This is a genomic window from Methylobacterium sp. W2 (genome assembly GCF_020662345.1).
Classification (GTDB): domain Bacteria; phylum Pseudomonadota; class Alphaproteobacteria; order Rhizobiales; family Beijerinckiaceae; genus Methylobacterium.
This window is the reverse complement of record NZ_VMOA01000037.1, coordinates 40,852-57,075: the sequence shown is the minus strand read 5'-3', so window position 1 is coordinate 57,075 and position 16,224 is coordinate 40,852. Positions and strand designations below refer to the sequence as shown.

General features: G+C 67.4%; 15 protein-coding genes. 8 read left to right on the top strand and 7 right to left on the bottom strand.

Features of this window, described 5'->3' with window-relative positions; genetic code table 11:
- Nucleotides 1-1,193, bottom strand: a 1,193-nt coding sequence (locus FPV16_RS18985) for a flagellar hook-length control protein FliK (RefSeq protein ID WP_227439935.1), incomplete at its 3' end; no start/stop codon positions are given.
- A gap of 998 nt (nt 1,194-2,191) precedes the next feature.
- Here FPV16_RS18985 and mnmA point away from each other — a divergent pair.
- From mnmA to FPV16_RS18965, 4 genes are all read left to right on the top strand, one after another.
- Nucleotides 2,192-3,349 carry a tRNA 2-thiouridine(34) synthase MnmA gene (gene mnmA / locus FPV16_RS18980; protein ID WP_227439934.1) on the top strand — a complete coding sequence of 386 codons (1,158 nt, stop codon included), beginning with the start codon at nt 2,192-2,194 and terminating at the stop codon, nt 3,347-3,349.
- A 64-nt stretch (nt 3,350-3,413) separates the two neighbouring features.
- Nucleotides 3,414-4,064: a class I SAM-dependent methyltransferase gene (locus FPV16_RS18975; RefSeq protein WP_018044448.1), complete on the top strand. Its 651-nt coding sequence runs from the start codon at nt 3,414-3,416 to the stop codon at nt 4,062-4,064.
- A 37-nt stretch (nt 4,065-4,101) separates the two neighbouring features.
- A complete protein-coding gene (locus FPV16_RS18970; RefSeq protein ID WP_227439933.1) occupies nt 4,102-4,953 on the top strand; it encodes a TVP38/TMEM64 family protein in 852 nt (283 codons plus the stop codon).
- Nucleotides 4,954-5,063: 110 nt separating this feature from the next.
- Nucleotides 5,064-6,548 carry a sensor histidine kinase gene (locus tag FPV16_RS18965; protein ID WP_413629319.1) on the top strand — a complete coding sequence of 495 codons (1,485 nt, stop codon included), beginning with the start codon at nt 5,064-5,066 and terminating at the stop codon, nt 6,546-6,548.
- Nucleotides 6,549-6,550: 2 nt separating this feature from the next.
- Here FPV16_RS18965 and bioB read toward each other — a convergent pair whose 3' ends face one another.
- The 3 genes from bioB to FPV16_RS18950 all read right to left on the bottom strand — a co-directional run bounded on the left by bioB (nt 6,551) and on the right by FPV16_RS18950 (nt 9,649).
- Nucleotides 6,551-7,570, bottom strand: coding sequence for a biotin synthase BioB (gene bioB, locus FPV16_RS18960; RefSeq protein ID WP_227439932.1), 1,020 nt, complete (start codon nt 7,568-7,570; stop codon nt 6,551-6,553).
- A gap of 91 nt (nt 7,571-7,661) precedes the next feature.
- Nucleotides 7,662-8,654 carry a DUF808 domain-containing protein gene (locus FPV16_RS18955; RefSeq protein ID WP_227439931.1) on the bottom strand — a complete coding sequence of 331 codons (993 nt, stop codon included), beginning with the start codon at nt 8,652-8,654 and terminating at the stop codon, nt 7,662-7,664.
- A gap of 110 nt (nt 8,655-8,764) precedes the next feature.
- On the bottom strand, nt 8,765-9,649 hold the full coding sequence (locus FPV16_RS18950) for a fumarylacetoacetate hydrolase family protein (protein WP_227439930.1): 885 nt from the start codon (nt 9,647-9,649) through the stop codon (nt 8,765-8,767).
- 390 nt (nt 9,650-10,039) lie between these two features.
- On the opposite strand from FPV16_RS18950, the gene FPV16_RS18945 reads away from it, so the two are divergent.
- On the top strand, nt 10,040-11,362 hold the full coding sequence (locus tag FPV16_RS18945; protein ID WP_227439929.1) for an OmpP1/FadL family transporter: 1,323 nt from the start codon (nt 10,040-10,042) through the stop codon (nt 11,360-11,362).
- 20 nt (nt 11,363-11,382) lie between these two features.
- Here the strand turns inward: FPV16_RS18945 and FPV16_RS18940 are convergent, their stop codons facing one another.
- Together FPV16_RS18940 and FPV16_RS18935 are read right to left on the bottom strand one after the other, a co-directional pair.
- Nucleotides 11,383-11,841, bottom strand: coding sequence for a GNAT family N-acetyltransferase (locus tag FPV16_RS18940; RefSeq protein ID WP_227439928.1), 459 nt, complete (start codon nt 11,839-11,841; stop codon nt 11,383-11,385).
- A complete protein-coding gene (locus FPV16_RS18935; RefSeq protein ID WP_227439927.1) occupies nt 11,841-13,643 on the bottom strand; it encodes a PHA/PHB synthase family protein in 1,803 nt (600 codons plus the stop codon). The genes FPV16_RS18940 and FPV16_RS18935 overlap by 1 nt, the downstream gene beginning before the upstream one ends.
- Before the next feature lie 114 nt (nt 13,644-13,757).
- Between FPV16_RS18935 and FPV16_RS18930 the strand changes: the two genes are divergently transcribed.
- The 3 genes from FPV16_RS18930 (at nt 13,758) to FPV16_RS18920 (ending at nt 15,807) form a co-directional block, all read left to right on the top strand.
- Nucleotides 13,758-14,129 (top strand): hypothetical protein, encoded by a 372-nt coding sequence (locus FPV16_RS18930; RefSeq protein ID WP_227439926.1) that lies wholly within the window; start codon nt 13,758-13,760, stop codon nt 14,127-14,129.
- Nucleotides 14,130-14,236: 107 nt separating this feature from the next.
- Nucleotides 14,237-15,454 (top strand): LL-diaminopimelate aminotransferase, encoded by a 1,218-nt coding sequence (locus tag FPV16_RS18925; RefSeq protein WP_227439925.1) that lies wholly within the window; start codon nt 14,237-14,239, stop codon nt 15,452-15,454.
- A 140-nt stretch (nt 15,455-15,594) separates the two neighbouring features.
- Nucleotides 15,595-15,807, top strand: coding sequence for a hypothetical protein (locus tag FPV16_RS18920; RefSeq protein WP_227439936.1), 213 nt, complete (start codon nt 15,595-15,597; stop codon nt 15,805-15,807).
- Between the two features lie 86 nt (nt 15,808-15,893).
- Here FPV16_RS18920 and FPV16_RS18915 read toward each other — a convergent pair whose 3' ends face one another.
- Entirely contained in the window at nt 15,894-16,187 is a 294-nt protein-coding gene (locus tag FPV16_RS18915) for a hypothetical protein (RefSeq protein WP_227439924.1), read from the bottom strand.
- Nucleotides 16,188-16,224 lie beyond the last annotated feature (37 nt).

The following is a 16,224-nucleotide window of genomic DNA, read 5'->3' as shown; positions in this document are numbered from 1 at the left end:
CCGCCATCCCGCTCGGCGCCGTTGCCCCCGTTGGAGCCGGTGTCGCTGCGCAGGGACAGGTTGATGGCGGCCTCGCCCGCGTCGAAACCGGCCTGCGACAGGGCCTGTTGCAGGTTGCCGACATCGCGCTGGAGCAGGGCCAGGGTCTCCGGCCGGTCGACCGTGAGATGGGCGGTGACCGTGCCGCTGTCCTTGTCGATATCGAGATTCACGTCGATTCGCCCGAGATCCTTCGGATCGAGGCTGATCTCGAAACGGTTCGACCCGGCCAGCGACCGGAGCCCGATGGTCATCGGCACCGCGCCGAGGGGCACCGGCGCCGCCTGGGCCTGGGGGAGAAAGCCAGCGGTTTCGGGTGCGGGCGCGGCAATGTGGGCTGCCGGAACAGGGCCGAACGGCGCCGTGGGGGCGGAAGCGAAATCATCGGGGGCCATGGCCGAAGCGGACGCCAGCTCGTCGAAAGCTTTGGCGGAGGAGGTCTCGCGCTCGGAAGCGGCCGGGCGATCGGTGCCGGGTGCGGGTACGGCGACCGGGCGACCGGCGTCAGCTTGCGCGGTGCCGGTGCCGGTGCCGGGTGAAACGATTGCGCTCGCGTTCGAACGAGGGGCGGCACCGGCCTGAATCGCCATCGCGGGAGCGTTGGCCGGGGCTGGAGGCGCGACGAGTTCGGGCGGGGCGAGGGCGAAAATCGCCGTCGCGGTGGGGTTCGGAGCGGTGCCGTCCGCCGGAACCGCCACGTCGTCGTTCCGCTCCTCGGCCGACGTGACCGCCTCGGCAGCGACGGCCGGAGATGCGATCGCCGGAACCGGAGCGGTTGCCGCACTATGTCCTGCCGTCGCAGGCGGCTGCGCATTGCCGGCCTGAGGCGGGGCGGCGGACAGGCCACCATTCCCGGCGATGGGCGGGGAGGCCTGGACGGGCAGGGTGGCCAAACCCCGTTCCTGCCGATCCTGCACGGAAGGGGCGGGCAATGGTCCGGTGCCGTCGGTCAACGGCAAGCCTGCCCTGCCGGCTTGCGGCGGCATTTGGGATAGCGTTCCGGAGCGGACCGGGGAGGAAGCGGAAGGCGCTTTTGCATCCTGCTTGGCCAGCGCAGCCTCCGTGCCGGCCCCGTCAGCCATGGCCACGAAGGCCGGACGCGCCGGCTGCTGCGGGAAGCTCGGGATCGCGGCAGTGCCTCCCAGCGGCCCCATGATCGCTGGATCTCCCCCCTGTCGCGACGTGATGGGCTGCATCTCGGTGCCTTTCGTCGCCGAAACGAAAGCCCGACCCTGTTCGTGCTGCAACAGCGCGCCCCCCGATCCGCCGGCCTCCGCCAATGGAGGAAGAGACGGCGCGTGACCCTGCACCGGCAAACCCCGAAGAGGCGCGGCATTGACCGGGCTCGCTGAAGAGTCGCGATCTCCCTCCTGATCGGATGGGACCTGCGGTGTCCGAGCGCCCTCGGATGCCGGCATGGCGGCGCCACTGGCCTGCTGCTGGGGCAACCACGGCAGGCCTCCGAGACCGGTCCCGTTCGCCGGCGTCGCCTGATCCTCGTCCCTTCGGACCCGCAGCGGCCGTGCCTCGACGATGTCGCCAATCTGTTCTGGAACCGGATTGTATTCCCGCAGTGCCGCCTCGACCGAGACCACCCCTCCGGCATCGACCAATACCGGCCCATGATAAGCCGGCCGCTGTGCATGCGCCGCCGGCCCAGCGGTATCGCCTTTCGACGACGGCGACGATGGGATCGTCGTCGGGCCCAGGCGGATCGAATCCGAGATCGGCGAAGCCAGTGAGGCCGGCATTGGGGACGGCGCCGGGGCCGGCTCGCCCGCGGGGATGCTGAAACGTTCGAGGCCCGCCACATCGGTGGCGGGACGCGCGGCGACCGCGCTCGCGAACCGCACCGCCGGGTCTCCGTTGATCGACGTGGTGGCCATTCGGCGCAATCTCCTCGCCCCCCACCGCGCAAGCTCCGAGCCACGAAGCACGACCGGCAAACCGTTGTTTCGACAGGCAGAATTTTTTCCGCCCACAACTCGACCCGGTGCGACCCGGCGAAATCGTCCCTGGCCAGGCAGGATTTGCCGGGTCCGGGGCATCGGCATGCGAGACCTGCCCCCGGCCGGCCTGGAAGTTCCACCTCAGGATCGCTATAGACTCCGCATGTGCGGGCGCTGCTGCCTGCCCGCGAACCCGTGACGTGATGAATTCCCTCGACCTTCCCAAGGCCCCGCACGAGACCCGTGTCGTCGTCGCCATGTCCGGCGGCGTGGATTCCTCCGTGGTGGCCGGGCTGCTCAGCCAACAGGGCTACGACGTCGTCGGGATCACGCTGCAGCTCTACGATCATGGCGCGGCGGTGCACCGCAAGGGTGCCTGTTGCGCCGGCCAGGACATCCACGATGCGCGCCGCGTCGCCGAAACCCTCGGCATCCCGCATTATGTCCTCGATTACGAAGACCGCTTCCGAGAATCGGTGATCGACCGGTTCGCCGAGAGCTATCTGGCCGGCGAGACGCCGATCCCTTGCGTCGAGTGCAACCGCTCGATCAAGTTCCGGGACCTCCTCGCCACCGCCCGCGACCTCGATGCCGACGTGCTCGCCACCGGCCATTACGTGGCGAGCCGGCCCGTGGAGACCGGAGGCCGGGGCCTCTACCGCGCCCTCGATCCGGCCCGTGACCAGAGCTACTTCCTCTACGCCACCACGGCCGAGCAGCTCGATTTCCTGCGTTTCCCCTTGGGCGAACTGCCCAAGGACGAGACCCGTCGCCTCGCCCGCGAGCTCGGCCTCGCCATCGCCGAGAAGGCCGACAGCCAGGACATCTGCTTCGTGCCCCAGGGGCGCTACGCCGACGTCATCGCCAAGCTGCGGCCGGATGCGGCGCGTGCCGGCGAGATCGTCGCCCTCGACGGCCGTGTGCTCGGCCGGCATGAGGGCATCATCCATTACACGGTCGGGCAGCGGAAGGGCCTTCGCCTCGCCGCCGGTGAGCCGCTCTACGTGATCCGCCTGGAGCCGGCCACCGCCCGCGTGGTGGTCGGCCCGCGTTCCGCCCTGGCCACCAGCCGCATCCACCTCGACGATCTGAACTGGCTCGGGATCGTGCCGCCCGGCGGGGTCGTCGACATGCCGGTGGCCGTGCGCGTCCGCTCGACCCGCGAACCGCGTGCCGCGCATCTGACGCTCGATTCCGGTGGAGCAGCCGCCGAGATCGTGCTGGCCACACCGGAGGACGGCGTCTCCCCGGGCCAGGCCTGCGTCATCTACGCCGATGACGGCCCGCGTGCGCGCGTACTCGGCGGCGGCACCATTCGCCGCATCGACGCGTTGGCAGCGGGAGCGGCGCAAGCGGCCTGAAACCAGCCCCCGGCTCCACCGCCCGAGACGTCACCCCTTCCCATCCGCAGGACTTAGAGACGACATGCTGAGCGAGCCGCAGGCCGGTCCGAGCACGGCCCTGATGCGCAAGGCCTATGCCCGCTGGGCACCGGTCTACGATGTCGTCTACGACAAGCTCACCGAGCCTGCCGCGCGCGACGCGGTGATGGCCGCCACCGCATGCGGGCCGCGTATCCTGGAAGCCGGCGTCGGCACCGGGTTGTCCCTCGGCTATTATCCGGCGGGCAGCTTCGTCTGCGGCGTCGACCTGTCCGAGGACATGCTGAAGCGTGCCCGCGCCAAGGTGCTCCGCCGCCGGCTGACCCATGTCCGTGGCCTCCAGGTGATGGATGTGTGCCGGCTCGGCTATGCCGATGCCAGCTTCGACGCGGTGGTCGCGCAGTTCCTCATCACCCTGGTGCCCGACCCCGAAGCCGCGTTGTCGGAATTCCTCCGCGTGGTGCGGCCGGGCGGCGAGATCGTCCTCGCCAACCATTTCGGCCAGACCAAGGGCGCGGTCGCCAAGGTCGAAGAGATCGTGGCACCGCTCTGCACCAAGATCGGCTGGTCCTCGGCCTTCAAGTCGACGCGAATCGAGGCCTGGGCGCGGCGCAACGGCGTCGAGTTCATCGGCGTCTCGCCGACCTTCCCCGGTGGTTTCTTCAAGATCCTGAGGATGCGGAAGCCCGGCTGAACCCGGCGCGGCACACCGGCACCGGGGAACCGTCGCCATGACACGCCCGTCGAATGGCTCCCTGCGTCGTACACTGCGATGGCTGCCCATCCTCGCCCTGGTAGCCATCTCGCTCGGAATCCTCATCTCCGGCGCCTCGCATCTTCTCAGCCTCGACCGACTGCTCGCCTATCGCGCATGGCTGATCGAGGCGGTGGCCGAGGATCGCGTGCGCGCCATGGGCATCGCCTGCCTGGTCTATATCGGCTGCGTGATCGTCTCCGTGCCGGCCTCGCTGGTCCTGACGATCCTCTCGGGCTTCCTGTTCGGGGCCACCACCGGCGCGGGGATCGCCCTCGTCTCGGCGACGACGGGGGCGGCCATCGTCTTCTGCATCGGCCGCGGACCGGTGTCGGAGCTTCTCCTGAATCGCGCCGGGCCACGCCTCGGCCGCCTCGCAGCGGGGTTCCGCGACGATGCCTTCGGCTACATCCTCGTCCTGAGGCTCCTGCCGATCTTTCCGTTCTGGATGACGAACCTCGCCCCGGCGGCCTTCGGCGTTCCCCTGCGCACCTTCGTGCTGGCCACCTTTCTCGGTCTGGCCCCCGGCGCCTTCGCGTATGCGGCAGCCGGATCGGTGATCGAGGATGTCGTCGCGGCCAACGAGGCGGCCAAGGCAGCGTGTCTGGCGAGCGGCGGCGGCGCCTGTGACGAGGCCCTGTCCCTGCGGTCTCTCGTCACCGTCAAGACCCTCGCTGGCCTCGGCGGCCTCGCCGCCTTCGCGTTGCTCTCCATCGGACTGAGGCGCCGGTTCGCCCGCAAGCGGAGCATCACGCCGCAGATCCCTGTGGTCGAGCACTCGACGGCGCCGCGGCCGGAGCGTAACCGTGATGTAAAGTCATCGCATTAAGACGTATAATCGAACGCCGAGAGATCGGAATGACCGCCGCGGGAGGCACTGCGCCGGAGAAACCGGGACGAGCCAAGAAGCCCGGGATGAGGGATGATCGGGGACCCGTGATGGACGCGACGCCACGCGCCGGCATGGAACTACCTGTCCCCGTCGAGGCGGAGGCGCGGGCGGGAATCGGCCGTCATCTCGGCCTGTCGGGCCGGCTGTTCCTCGTGACCATCGCCTTCGTCGCCCTGGTCGAGATCCTGATCTACGTGCCGACCGTGGCGAACTACCGGCGCATGTGGCTGTCGGACCGTATCGCCGCCGCCCAGATCGCCGCCCTCGTCCTCGAAGCCTCGCCCGATCAGCACGTCTCGGAGGACCTCGCGCGGCATCTCCTCAAGGGGGTCGGCGCCAGCGCCATTGCGGTGCGCGGCGACGGAACACGCCGCCTCCTCGCCGTGGATACGATCCCCTCGGAGGTCGCCGGCCTCGTCGACCTGCGCTCCCATGACTGGATCGCCTCCATCGGGGGGGCATGGCGCACCGTCTTCTCCGAGAGCAGCGGCCCGATCCGGGTCATCGGCCATGGCCGGGACGGGTTCGACCTCGTGGAGATCCTCCTCGACGAGGCTCCCCTGCGCGAGGCGCTGATCGATTTCGCCGACCGGCTGCTGCTCTCGTCGCTGGCGATCGCCGCGGCGGTGGCCGGCCTCGTCTTCCTGATGCTGCAACGGATCATCGTGCGGCCGGTCCGGCGCCTGGCTCGCAACATCACGGAGTTCGCCGACGATCCCCAGGGCAGCGACCGCATCATCACGCCGTCGCGCCGGACCGACGAGATCGGTCACGCGGAGGTGGCGCTCGCCCGCATGGAGACGGCGCTGGCCGGCGAGCTGCGCCAGAAGCGCCGCCTCGCCGAACTCGGCCTGTCGGTGAGCAAGATCAACCACGAACTGCGCAACCTCCTGACCACGGCGCAGCTCCTCGGCGACCGGCTGGAATCCGTGGCCGACCCAGCGGTGGAGCGCATCGCCCCCCGCCTGCTCGCCACCCTTGGCCGGGCGATCCGCTTCTGCGAGGAGACGCTGGCGTATGGCCGGGCGAGCGAGGCCGTGCCGCAACGGCGGAAGGTCGAGCTCGGGCCGATCCTGGCCGAGCAATCCGACCTGTCCAGGCTCGACGGCGCGTCACGGGTGACGATTCGTGTCGCTTGCGACGAGGATATCGAAGTGGAGGTCGATCCCGACCAATTCTCGCGGGCGCTCACCAACATCGTGCGCAACGCCGTTCAGGCCATCGGCTCGGACAAGGCCCGCTTGCTCGATCCGGTGGTCGAGATCGAGGCCACGCGCCACGGCCGGCCCGGAGCGGGCGGGGTGACGATCCTGATCGCGGATAACGGGCCGGGGCTTCCCGAACGGGCGAGGGCGAACCTGTTCTCGCCGTTCGAGGGCTCGATGCGCGCGGGGGGAACGGGGCTCGGGCTTCCGATCGCCGCCGAATTGATCCAGCTTCAGGGCGGCTCTCTCACCCTCGATCCGACAGGGGAGGGGGAGGGCGCCCGCTTCCGGATCGTGATCCCGGATCGTGCGCCCTCCTCGCTCTGAATTTATTCGGCGGCCGCCAGGGTGAGCCCCGGCACGGTGATGCCGATGTCGCGGAGCAGCTCCGCATCAGCATCGGTCTCGTTGTTGGCCGTGGTGAGCAGGCGCTCGCCGTAGAAGATCGAGTTTGCACCGGCCATAAAGCACAGGATCTGCGCTTCGCGGGTGAGACCCTTGCGGCCGGCGCTGAGACGCACGCGCGCCTTCGGCATCACGATGCGGGCGGTGGCGCACATCCGGACGAGATCGAGCGGGTCCACGGGAGGCCGGTCCTCGAGGGGGGTACCCTCCACGGCCACCAATGCGTTGATTGGCACGCTCTCGGGATGGGGAGCGTGGTTGGCGAGCACCTGGAGCATCGCCGCCCGGTCCTTCACCCCCTCGCCCATCCCGACGATGCCGCCGCAGCAGACGCCGATCCCGGCATCGCGCACGTTCTGAAGCGTGTTGAGGCGATCCTCGTAGGTCCGCGTCGAGATGATGTCGCCGTAGAAATCCGGGCCGGTATCGAGGTTGTGGTTGTAGGAGGTCAGCCCAGCCTCGGCGAGGCGGCCCGCCTGGGACGGGGTAAGCATGCCGAGCGTGACGCAGGCCTCCATCCCGAGCCCGCGGACGCCGCGCACCATCGAGAGGACCGCGTCGAATTCCGGCCCGTCCTTGGGCTGGCGCCAAGCGGCGCCCATGCAGAAACGGTGGGCGCCCGCGGCTTTCGCGGCGGCGGCCTCCTTCAGCACCTTGTCCACGGGCATCAGGCGCTCACGCGGCAGGCCGGTGCCCTTGTGATGCGCCGATTGCGGGCAATAGGCACAATCCTCGGGACAGGCGCCGGTCTTGATCGACAGCAGGGCGGCGCGCTGGATGTCGGCCGGGTCGTTATGCGCGCGGTGAACCTGTGCCGCCCGGAACACGAGGTCGAGAAGCGGCAGGTCGTGGATCGCTTGGATCTCCGCCACGGTCCAATCGTGCCGGATCGCGGGGATTTCGGTGGCGGGGAAGGGGGCGAGGGAGGCCACGGTCTCAGTCATGGCCCCATGAGGCGAATCTTCGCCGGAAAATCAAGCCGGGCCGGCCGCATGCCCCGATGCTTTTCCCATCAGGCCGGCCAGGATCGACCCCTCACGCCGTCTTGCCGCGCAAGCCCGACAGGCCCGACCAGACGGGCGCGATGAGGTAGCTCGTGATCGGAATCAGCGCACCGCCGACCACGAGACCGACGAGCCCGGAGCCGATGGCGGTGACGATCCATTCGACGATGGCCCCGATCGGCGGAACCAGCTTCGCGCTGGCGGCCGCGGCTTCGTGGATCGCGTGGGCGATCTGGGGCAGGCCGTATCCTTCGAGGCCGTGGACGAGAATACCGCCGCCGACCCAGATCATCGCGGCGGTGCCGACCACGGCGAGAAGCTGCAGGAAGACCGGCATGCCCTTGACCAAAGCACGGCCGAAACCGCGGATCGCGCTGCCGAACACGGACGCCGAGGTGTTCTTCGCCATCGCGACCCCGGCATCGTCCGCCTTCACGATGAGCGCAACGCCGCCGTAGACGAAGACCGTGATGCCGATGGCGACGACCGCCAGCACGATCGCCTTGGTCCAGATGCTGCCTTCCGGAAGCGAGGCCAGGGAGATCGCCATGATCTCGGCCGACAGGATGAAGTCCGTCTTGATCGCGCTGGAAACCTTGCGCGCCTCCAGAGCCGCGCCGTCCCCGGCATCGGCATCGAGCTTGGCCTCGTGCGCATGGGCCTTGTGTGGGAACAGCGCCTCGTAGACCTTCTCGGTGCCCTCGTAACAGAGATAGGCCCCGCCGAGCATCAGCAGCGGAGTGATGGCCCAGGGGGCGAAGGCCTGCAGCAGCAGGGCCGCCGGCAGTAGGAACAGCATCTTGTTGCGCAGCGAACCGATGGCGATCTTGGCCACGATCGGCAATTCGCGCTCGGCCGCGAAGCCGACGACGTAGCGCGGCGTCACGGCGGCATCGTCGATGACGACGCCTGCCGCCTTCGCTCCGGCCTTGGCGGCTTGCCCGGCGACGTCGTCGAGGGACGCGGCCGCCACCTTGGCCAGTCCCGCGATGTCGTCGAGGAGGGCGATCAGTCCGATGCTCAAGGTTAGGTCCTTCCAACTGCCATGGGCCGAGCCGTGCGACGCAGTCTACCGGCCAAGCTGCCTCTAGCAGAGGAGACGAACGAGGGGGGATTTCGATCCCCCCTCGCGTTTCAATGAGTCGGTTCGCCGGCCGCCACCTTCGCGGTCCAGTCGTCGAAGGCGACGATCTCCTGCCGCTGCTCGCCGAGCCCGGTGATGCCGAGGGTCACCACGTCTCCGTTCTTGAGGAAGCGGGGGGGCTTCTTCGCCATCCCGACACCGGGGGGCGTGCCCGTGGTGATGATGTCACCTGGCTCCAGCATCATGAAATGCGAGAGATAAGCGACGATCTGCGCGACGTCGAAGATCATCGTCGATGTCGATCCCGACTGCATCCGCTCGCCATTCACGTCGAGCCACAGGTCGAGGGCCGACGGGTCGGGAATCTCGTCCAGGGTCACCAGCCACGGCCCGAGGGGACCGAAAGTCGGGCAGCCCTTGCCCTTGGTCCATGTCCCGCCGCGCTCCAACTGAAACTCGCGCTCGGAGACGTCGTTGCAGAGGCACAGGCCCGCCACATAGGACAGGGCCTCGTTGGCATGGACGTAGGATGCGCGCGCGCCGATGACGATGGCGAGTTCCACCTCCCAATCCGTCTTGGCCGACCCCTTCGGCAGAATGACGCGGTCGTTGGGGCCAGAGATGCAGGACGGCGCCTTGTTGAAGACGATGGGCTCGGACGGGATGTCGGCGCCGATCTCCGCCGCGTGATCGGAATAGTTCAATCCGATCGCGATGAAGTTGCGGGTGCCGCCGACGCACGGCCCGAGCCGCGTCTCGGCGGGCAGGAGCGGCAGCGTCTCGGGATCGATGGAGCGCAGGCGCTCCAATGACGTCGTGGCGAGGGCCGCGCCGGAAATATCGCGCAGGATGCCCGACAGATCGCGCAACCCGCCCTTCGCATCGATCAAGCCGGGCTTCTCGTCGCCCACATCTCCGTAACGCACCAGTTTCATCGGTTCTCGCTCCGTTTCGATCAGTTCGCTGGCGAAGACATCGGTCCCTCCACCGCCCCTGGCAAGGTGTCGAGGCCGGACGGAGGCATGTTGCATAATTCATACATGGCCCGAGGAATGCAGCGGAACACGCATTTTCGTGCCGATTATACCATATGTAAATCGGACAGTTTAGATGTGAACCACTCCCTCCGATGCCTTCCAGCGACTCAGCCCAACAAGATGATCCGATATATTACCAAAGTATGTCCCGGATTACGAAACGATTAAGACTTCACCACACATGGATTGCATAGACCGACCAAGAACGGCACTCTTCTGCTCAAGATGCGAGCCGGGGATCACGCCGCGGTAAATCCGAGCATCGCAAGCAAGGGTCGGGAACGGGACATGGCCATGACGATTCGCAACGCGGCTCTGGCGGGATTCTCCGCCGCTGTCCTGGCCCTGACGGCGGGTGACGCCTTCGCCGGCGCGTTCGGCATCCGCGAACAGAGCACCCTCGCGCAAGGTCAGGCTTTCGCGGGCGCCGCGTCCGGCTCCGGCGGCGTCTCGTCGATGTTCTGGAACCCGGCCACGATCACCATGAGCCCCGGCTGGGTCAGCGAGCAGAATCTCAGCTTCATCAACCTCTCCTCCAAGATCACCCCCACGGACGGCACCTCCCCGCTATTCGCGCCGCTGGGCGGCAGCGGCGACATCGGCCAGGGTGCCGTGATCCCGGCCGGCGCCACCTCCTACCAGCTCACCGACCGGCTCTGGATCGGCCTCCGGACCGGCGCACCGTTCGGCCTCGTGACCAAACCCCGCGATGACTGGGCCGGCGAAGTCTATGGACGGTCGAGCCGCATCTTCTCGCTCTCGTTCAACCCGACTATCGGCTTCAAGGTCAACGAGTGGCTCTCGATCGCCGCGGGGCCGAACATCGAGTATTTCCGGCTGACCCTCCGCCAGGCCTTCCCGCTCTCGTTCAGCCCGCTCATCGCCCCCAACGCGTCGCTCAAGGGAGAATCCTGGGGCATCGGATTCACGGCGGGCGTGCTCATCACCCCCTGGGCCGGCATGGCGTTGGGCGTCGGCTATCGCTCCTCCGTGCATCACGACATCGAAGGCGCCTTCATCTTGCCGGGACCGGCGGCCTTCCTGAGCCAGCAGGTCACCGCCAACCTCAACACCCCGGAGAAGCTGAGTGTCGGCCTGACCCAGGCCGTCAGTCCGGTCGCCCGTGTCCATCTCGGTTTCGAGTGGGACAACTGGTCGAGGCTCGGCGATGTCGGCATCGTCGGCCGCACCACCGGCGGCATCGCGACCACGCTGCCCCTGAACTACAAGGACGGCTACACCTATTCCGTCGGCGGCGAGTACGATTGGTCGCCCGTCCTGACCGTCCGGGCCGGCCTCGCCTACGAGCAATCTCCCATCGACTTCTCGAACCGCTCGGTTCGGCTGCCCGACAGCGACCGCTTCAACGTCTCGCTCGGCGGCAGCTATCGCTGGAGCGAGACGCTGACCTTGAACATCGCCTATTCCCACCTCTTCCTGGTGGGCGATTCGAAGCTTTTGGCCGGGCCGGGCCGCGACTACAATTTTCGCAATATCTCCCTCGCCGCCGATACGAGCGGCAGCGCGGATATTGTCTCGGTGGGCTTCCGCTACGTCTTCGGCGCCCCGGCCGCGCCGATCGCTCCCGCGCCGCTGGTGCGGAAGTTCTGAGCCGTCGGCGGACCGCCCGTTCAGGGTGGGGTGAGGCGCTTCACAAAGAAGATGCGGTCGTGTCCCGGTGGATAGTCCCGGATGCGGCCGCATTCCGCAAAACCGAGACCCCGGTAGAAGTCCGGCGCCTGGAACGTCCAGGTATCGAGCCAGATGCCGGACAGGCCACGCTTCTCGGCTTCTGCTTCGGCCATGGCCATGACTTGCCGACCGAGACCGTTGCCGCGCGCACTACCAACGGCCAGCAATTCGACGAACAGAAAACCATAGCCGGTGCGGCCCCATAGGCCTCCGACGATCTCATCCTTGGCATTCCGCACGGTGATGGCCAGAAGCCCCCAATCACCCGGCCCGGCCGCCCCGTCGTTGTGAGCGACCAGGGGCGCGAGGATCCCCTCTCGGATGACGCCATCGGGATCCGGTTCCATCCGCAGCGTCCAGCCAGCGCCTTGATCCGACAGGGACGTGGTCACGTCCATCACGCCTTCATGCGGACATAGGTTCCGGGCGCCGGACCGAGGGAGGCGAGGCCGCCTTCTCCCGGAATCCGCGCGGGCACGCGGGCGGGGGCCTGCTTCTCGAGCCAATCGAACCAGTAGGGCCACCACGACCCCTTGTGCTCGGTGGCCGCGGAGATCCAATCCTCCAGACGCCCCTTGGCCGTCCCACCGGTCCAGAACCCGTATTTCGGCTTGGAGGGCGGGTTGACCACGCCGGCGATGTGACCGGATCCGGCCAGCACGTAGTCGACCTTGCCGCCGAATTTCGACGACCCTTCGAACACCGAGATGGCGGGCGCGATGTGATCCTCGCGGGTGGCGAGGTTGAAGATCGGCACCTTCACCTTTTTCAGGTCGAGACGCACGTTGCCGAGGATCATGCGCCCTTGAGCGAGGGTGTTATCGAGGTAGCAGTTGCGGAGGTAGAAGGAATGGTTGGCCGCCGGCATGCGCGTGGCGTCGGCATTCCAGTAGAGCAGGTCGAAGGCCGAGGGCGTCTGCCCCTTCACGTAGTTGTTGACCACGTAGGACCAGATCAGGTCGTTGGGGCGCAGCATGTTGAAGGCGGTCGCCATGCCGGAGCCTTCGAGGTAGCCGCGCTTCTTCATGCGGGCCTCGATGCCGCGAATCTGCTCCTCGTCGGCGAAGACCTTGAGGTCGCCGGCATGGGTGAAATCCACCTGCGTCGTCAGGAAGGTGGCGCTGTTGATGCGCTTGTTGCCCGTGGCCGCCTGCATCGCCAAGGTCACCGCCAGCAGAGTTCCACCGACGCAATATCCGGCCGCGGCGACCTCTCTCTCACCGGTGGCAACACCGATCGCGTCGATGGCCGCCTCGATGCCCTCGCGCATGTAGCTCTCGAAATCCTTGTCGGCATGCCGCTCGTCGGGATTGACCCACGAGATGCAGAACACCGTCAGGCCCCGGGACACCATCCAGCCGATTAGGCTCTTCGACGGGTTGAGATCGAGGATGTAGAACTTGTTGATCCAGGGCGGCACGATCAGGAACGGGCGCTTGAGCACCGTCTCGGTGGTCGGCGAATACTGAATGAGCTCCATCAGGTCGTTGCGGAACACCACTTCGCCGGGCGAGACCGCGACGTTGACGCCGACCTCGAAGCCGGACGGGTCGGTCTGGCGGACCCGCAACTGGCCCTTCCCGGCCTCGATGTCCTCCGCAAGCATCTTCATGCCGCGCACGAGGTTGGCGCCGTTCTCTTGGAGCGTGTGCCGAATCAGCTCGGGGTTGGTCATCACGAAATTGGAGGGCGAGAGCGCGCCCACGATCTGGCGCAGGTAGAACTGCGCCTTGTGCCGCGTATGCTCGTCGATCCCCTCGGCCTCGTCGACGAGTTCTTCCGCCCAGCGGGAGGTGATGAGGTAGCTCTGCTTGATGAAGTCGAAGATCGGGTTGGTGGACCATTCCGCGTGTTTGAAGCGGTTGTCCTTCGCCTCGGGCAAAGCCACCGGCGACGCTTCCTCGCCCTGGAGCCGATGCCAGGTCGAGCCCCAGAGGGTGATGAACGATTCGCTGAGCTTCTTCTGGGCTTCGAGGGTCTTCTGCGGATCGACCATCCAGCGCTCGACGACGGTACCGAGGGTCTTGACGACGTCGTTGACTTCTTCCGGGGGCTTGGCCAGTTCCGGATCGAGCGGATCGGCCTCGCTGATCGGCTTCATGTAGGCGCTGGCGGTGCGGCTGAACTCCTCGATCAGCAACGTCGCGTTGCGCGACAAGGCGTCGATGTCGGGAAGCGGTGTCGTCCTGTCGGTCGTCACGCGTTGATTTCCCCTCTATTCCGCGGGACGGCCCGGCCGAACCGTCCTCGTTCTCGACAAATTAACGCGGCACCTCGACTTTCCGCCAGGGCGCGGCTTACGTTTCGGGTCATTATGTCAGAGCCTTCATCACGGAATCACAGGCGGTGCGGCTTCGTCCCCCGTCTGGCCCTCGTCCTCGGCGGCCTTCTCGCCGCGGGAGGATGCTCCGGCGACCTCAACGCCATGCGCGGCGCCTATACGCTCGCCGGGGGGGGGCCGAAGGACGTAAAGGCACCCGACTTCGTGGTCGAATCGCGCCAGCCCGACGCCGAGTACCTGCCGGTGGGTGTCGCGGCGCCGGCCAGACCCATCCGAGCCCGCACCGCCGAGGGGACCAAGGACCTCGAGAACGATCTGATGGGTGCGCGCGGGCGCAACGAAGCCAAGGGCCGTGCCGCCGAGAGTGCCGCCCGCACCACCGGCCAGATACAGCCTGCACAATAACGGTCGGCTCCTGACCACCGAAATGGTAGACAGGCCGACCACGTCAGAGTGATGACAGTTTTGAACGCGCGAATCATGCGATTGGCGCATCGGATCCCGTGAAGCCCATGACCGATTTTCACCGCATCAAGCGCCTGCCGCCTTACGTCTTCGAGCAGGTCAACCGGATCAAGGCCCAGGCCCGGGCCAACGGTGCCGACATCATCGATCTCGGCATGGGCAATCCCGACCTCGATGCCCCGCGCCACGTCATCGCCAAACTGGTGGAGACGGCCGGCCGTCCGCGCACGGACCGCTACTCGTCCTCGAAGGGCATCGCGGGACTGCGTCGCGCCCAGGCGAACTACTACAAGCGCCGCTTCGGCGTGAGCCTGAACCCCGACACGCAGGTGGTGGCGACGCTCGGCTCCAAGGAGGGCTTCGCCAACATGGCGCAGGCGATCACTGCGCCGGGCGACGTGGTGCTGGTGCCGAACCCGAGCTACCCGATCCACGCCTTCGGCTTCCTGATGGCGGGCGGCGTCATCCGCTCCGTGCCGGCCGAGCCGACGCCGGCCTTCTTCCCCGCCGTCGAGAAGGCGATGCAGCACTCGATCCCCAAGCCCGTTGCGATCGTGGTGTGCTATCCCTCGAACCCCACGGCCTATGTGGCGAGCCTCGATTTCTACCGGGACCTCGTCGCGTTCGCGAAACGCCACGAGATCATCATCCTGTCGGATCTCGCCTATGCCGAGGTCTATTTCGACGGCGAGCCGCCGCCCTCGGTGCTGGAAGTGCCTGGCGCCATCGATTGCACGGTGGAGTTCACGTCGCTCTCGAAGACGTTTTCCATGGCCGGCTGGCGCATGGGCTTCGCGGTGGGCAACGAGCGCCTGCTCGCCGCCCTCACGCGGGTGAAATCCTACCTCGATTACGGGGCGTTCACGCCGATCCAGGTGGCGGCCACCGCCGCCCTCAACGGACCCGAGGATTGCATCGTCGAGATGCGCTCGATCTACAAGAAGCGCCGCGACGCGCTGATCGAGTCGTTCGACAAGACCGGCTGGAAGATCCCGAGCCCGTCGGCCTCGATGTTCGCCTGGGTGCCGATCCCGGAGAAGTATCAGGGCCTCGGCAGCCTCGAATTCTCGAAACTCCTTCTCGAGAAGTCGGACGTGGCGGTGGCGCCGGGCATCGGCTTTGGCGAACACGGCGACAATTACGTCCGCATCGCGCTGGTCGAGAACGAGCAGCGCATCCGCCAGGCGGCGCGCAACATCCGGCGCTTCTTCGAAACGTCGGATCGCACGCTCCACAACGTCGTGCCGCTCACCAAAGCGAGTTGAGGCGCGTCACAGGCGATGTTGCGGGGGGGAGACAGGTCGCGCCAAAGCGGCCTTCAACCCTCTCCTGTGCCTCGCATGTGCTTGTCACGTACCGCGTTGCTGCGCAGGGTCGCGCCATGTCGCCAGTCACCGAGGATCGTATGCGCGGATTGACCCTGACCGTCGCGCTGCTGCTGGCCGGATCGGCCGGTGCCTGCGCGCCGAACCCGATCGTCGCGCGCGACCCCGTTCCCGCGCCGGAGCCGGGTCTCAGCTATGTCTGCGATTCGCAGCCCCTTATCCTGAACGCGATCCGCACCAATTGCGTGCCGGTGGAACGCGAGCCCCAGGTCGTCCTGCGCGCCAAGGGTTGAGCTGCCCGGACACAGCGTCCCATCCACGGAAAAAGGCCGGAGCATCGCTCCGGCCTTTTCTTATTCTCGGGCGATGGGCCCTTCTCTTAGCGAACAGCCGGTGCCGGCGAGACGGGCCGCGACGCTGCGCTCGGATCGTTGGTGGTCATTCCGGGAGTGGAGGGCATGGCGTTGCCCGGTGCCGTGCGGGCACCCGGCGCGGTCGCGGTGCCGGTGGTGGCGGGGCCGGCCTCCATGCTGTCCCCCTTGCCGACCACACCCGACTTCGAACCGGCGGCGTTCGTGCCATGGCTCTCGGGCATTCCGGTCTGTGCGAAGGCGGCACCGGACAGGGCTACGACCAGTGCGGCGGCGGCGGTGGAGATCTTGATGGCGGTCATGGTGGGCTCCTTGCTGGATGCGCTTGTCGGTTGCGCT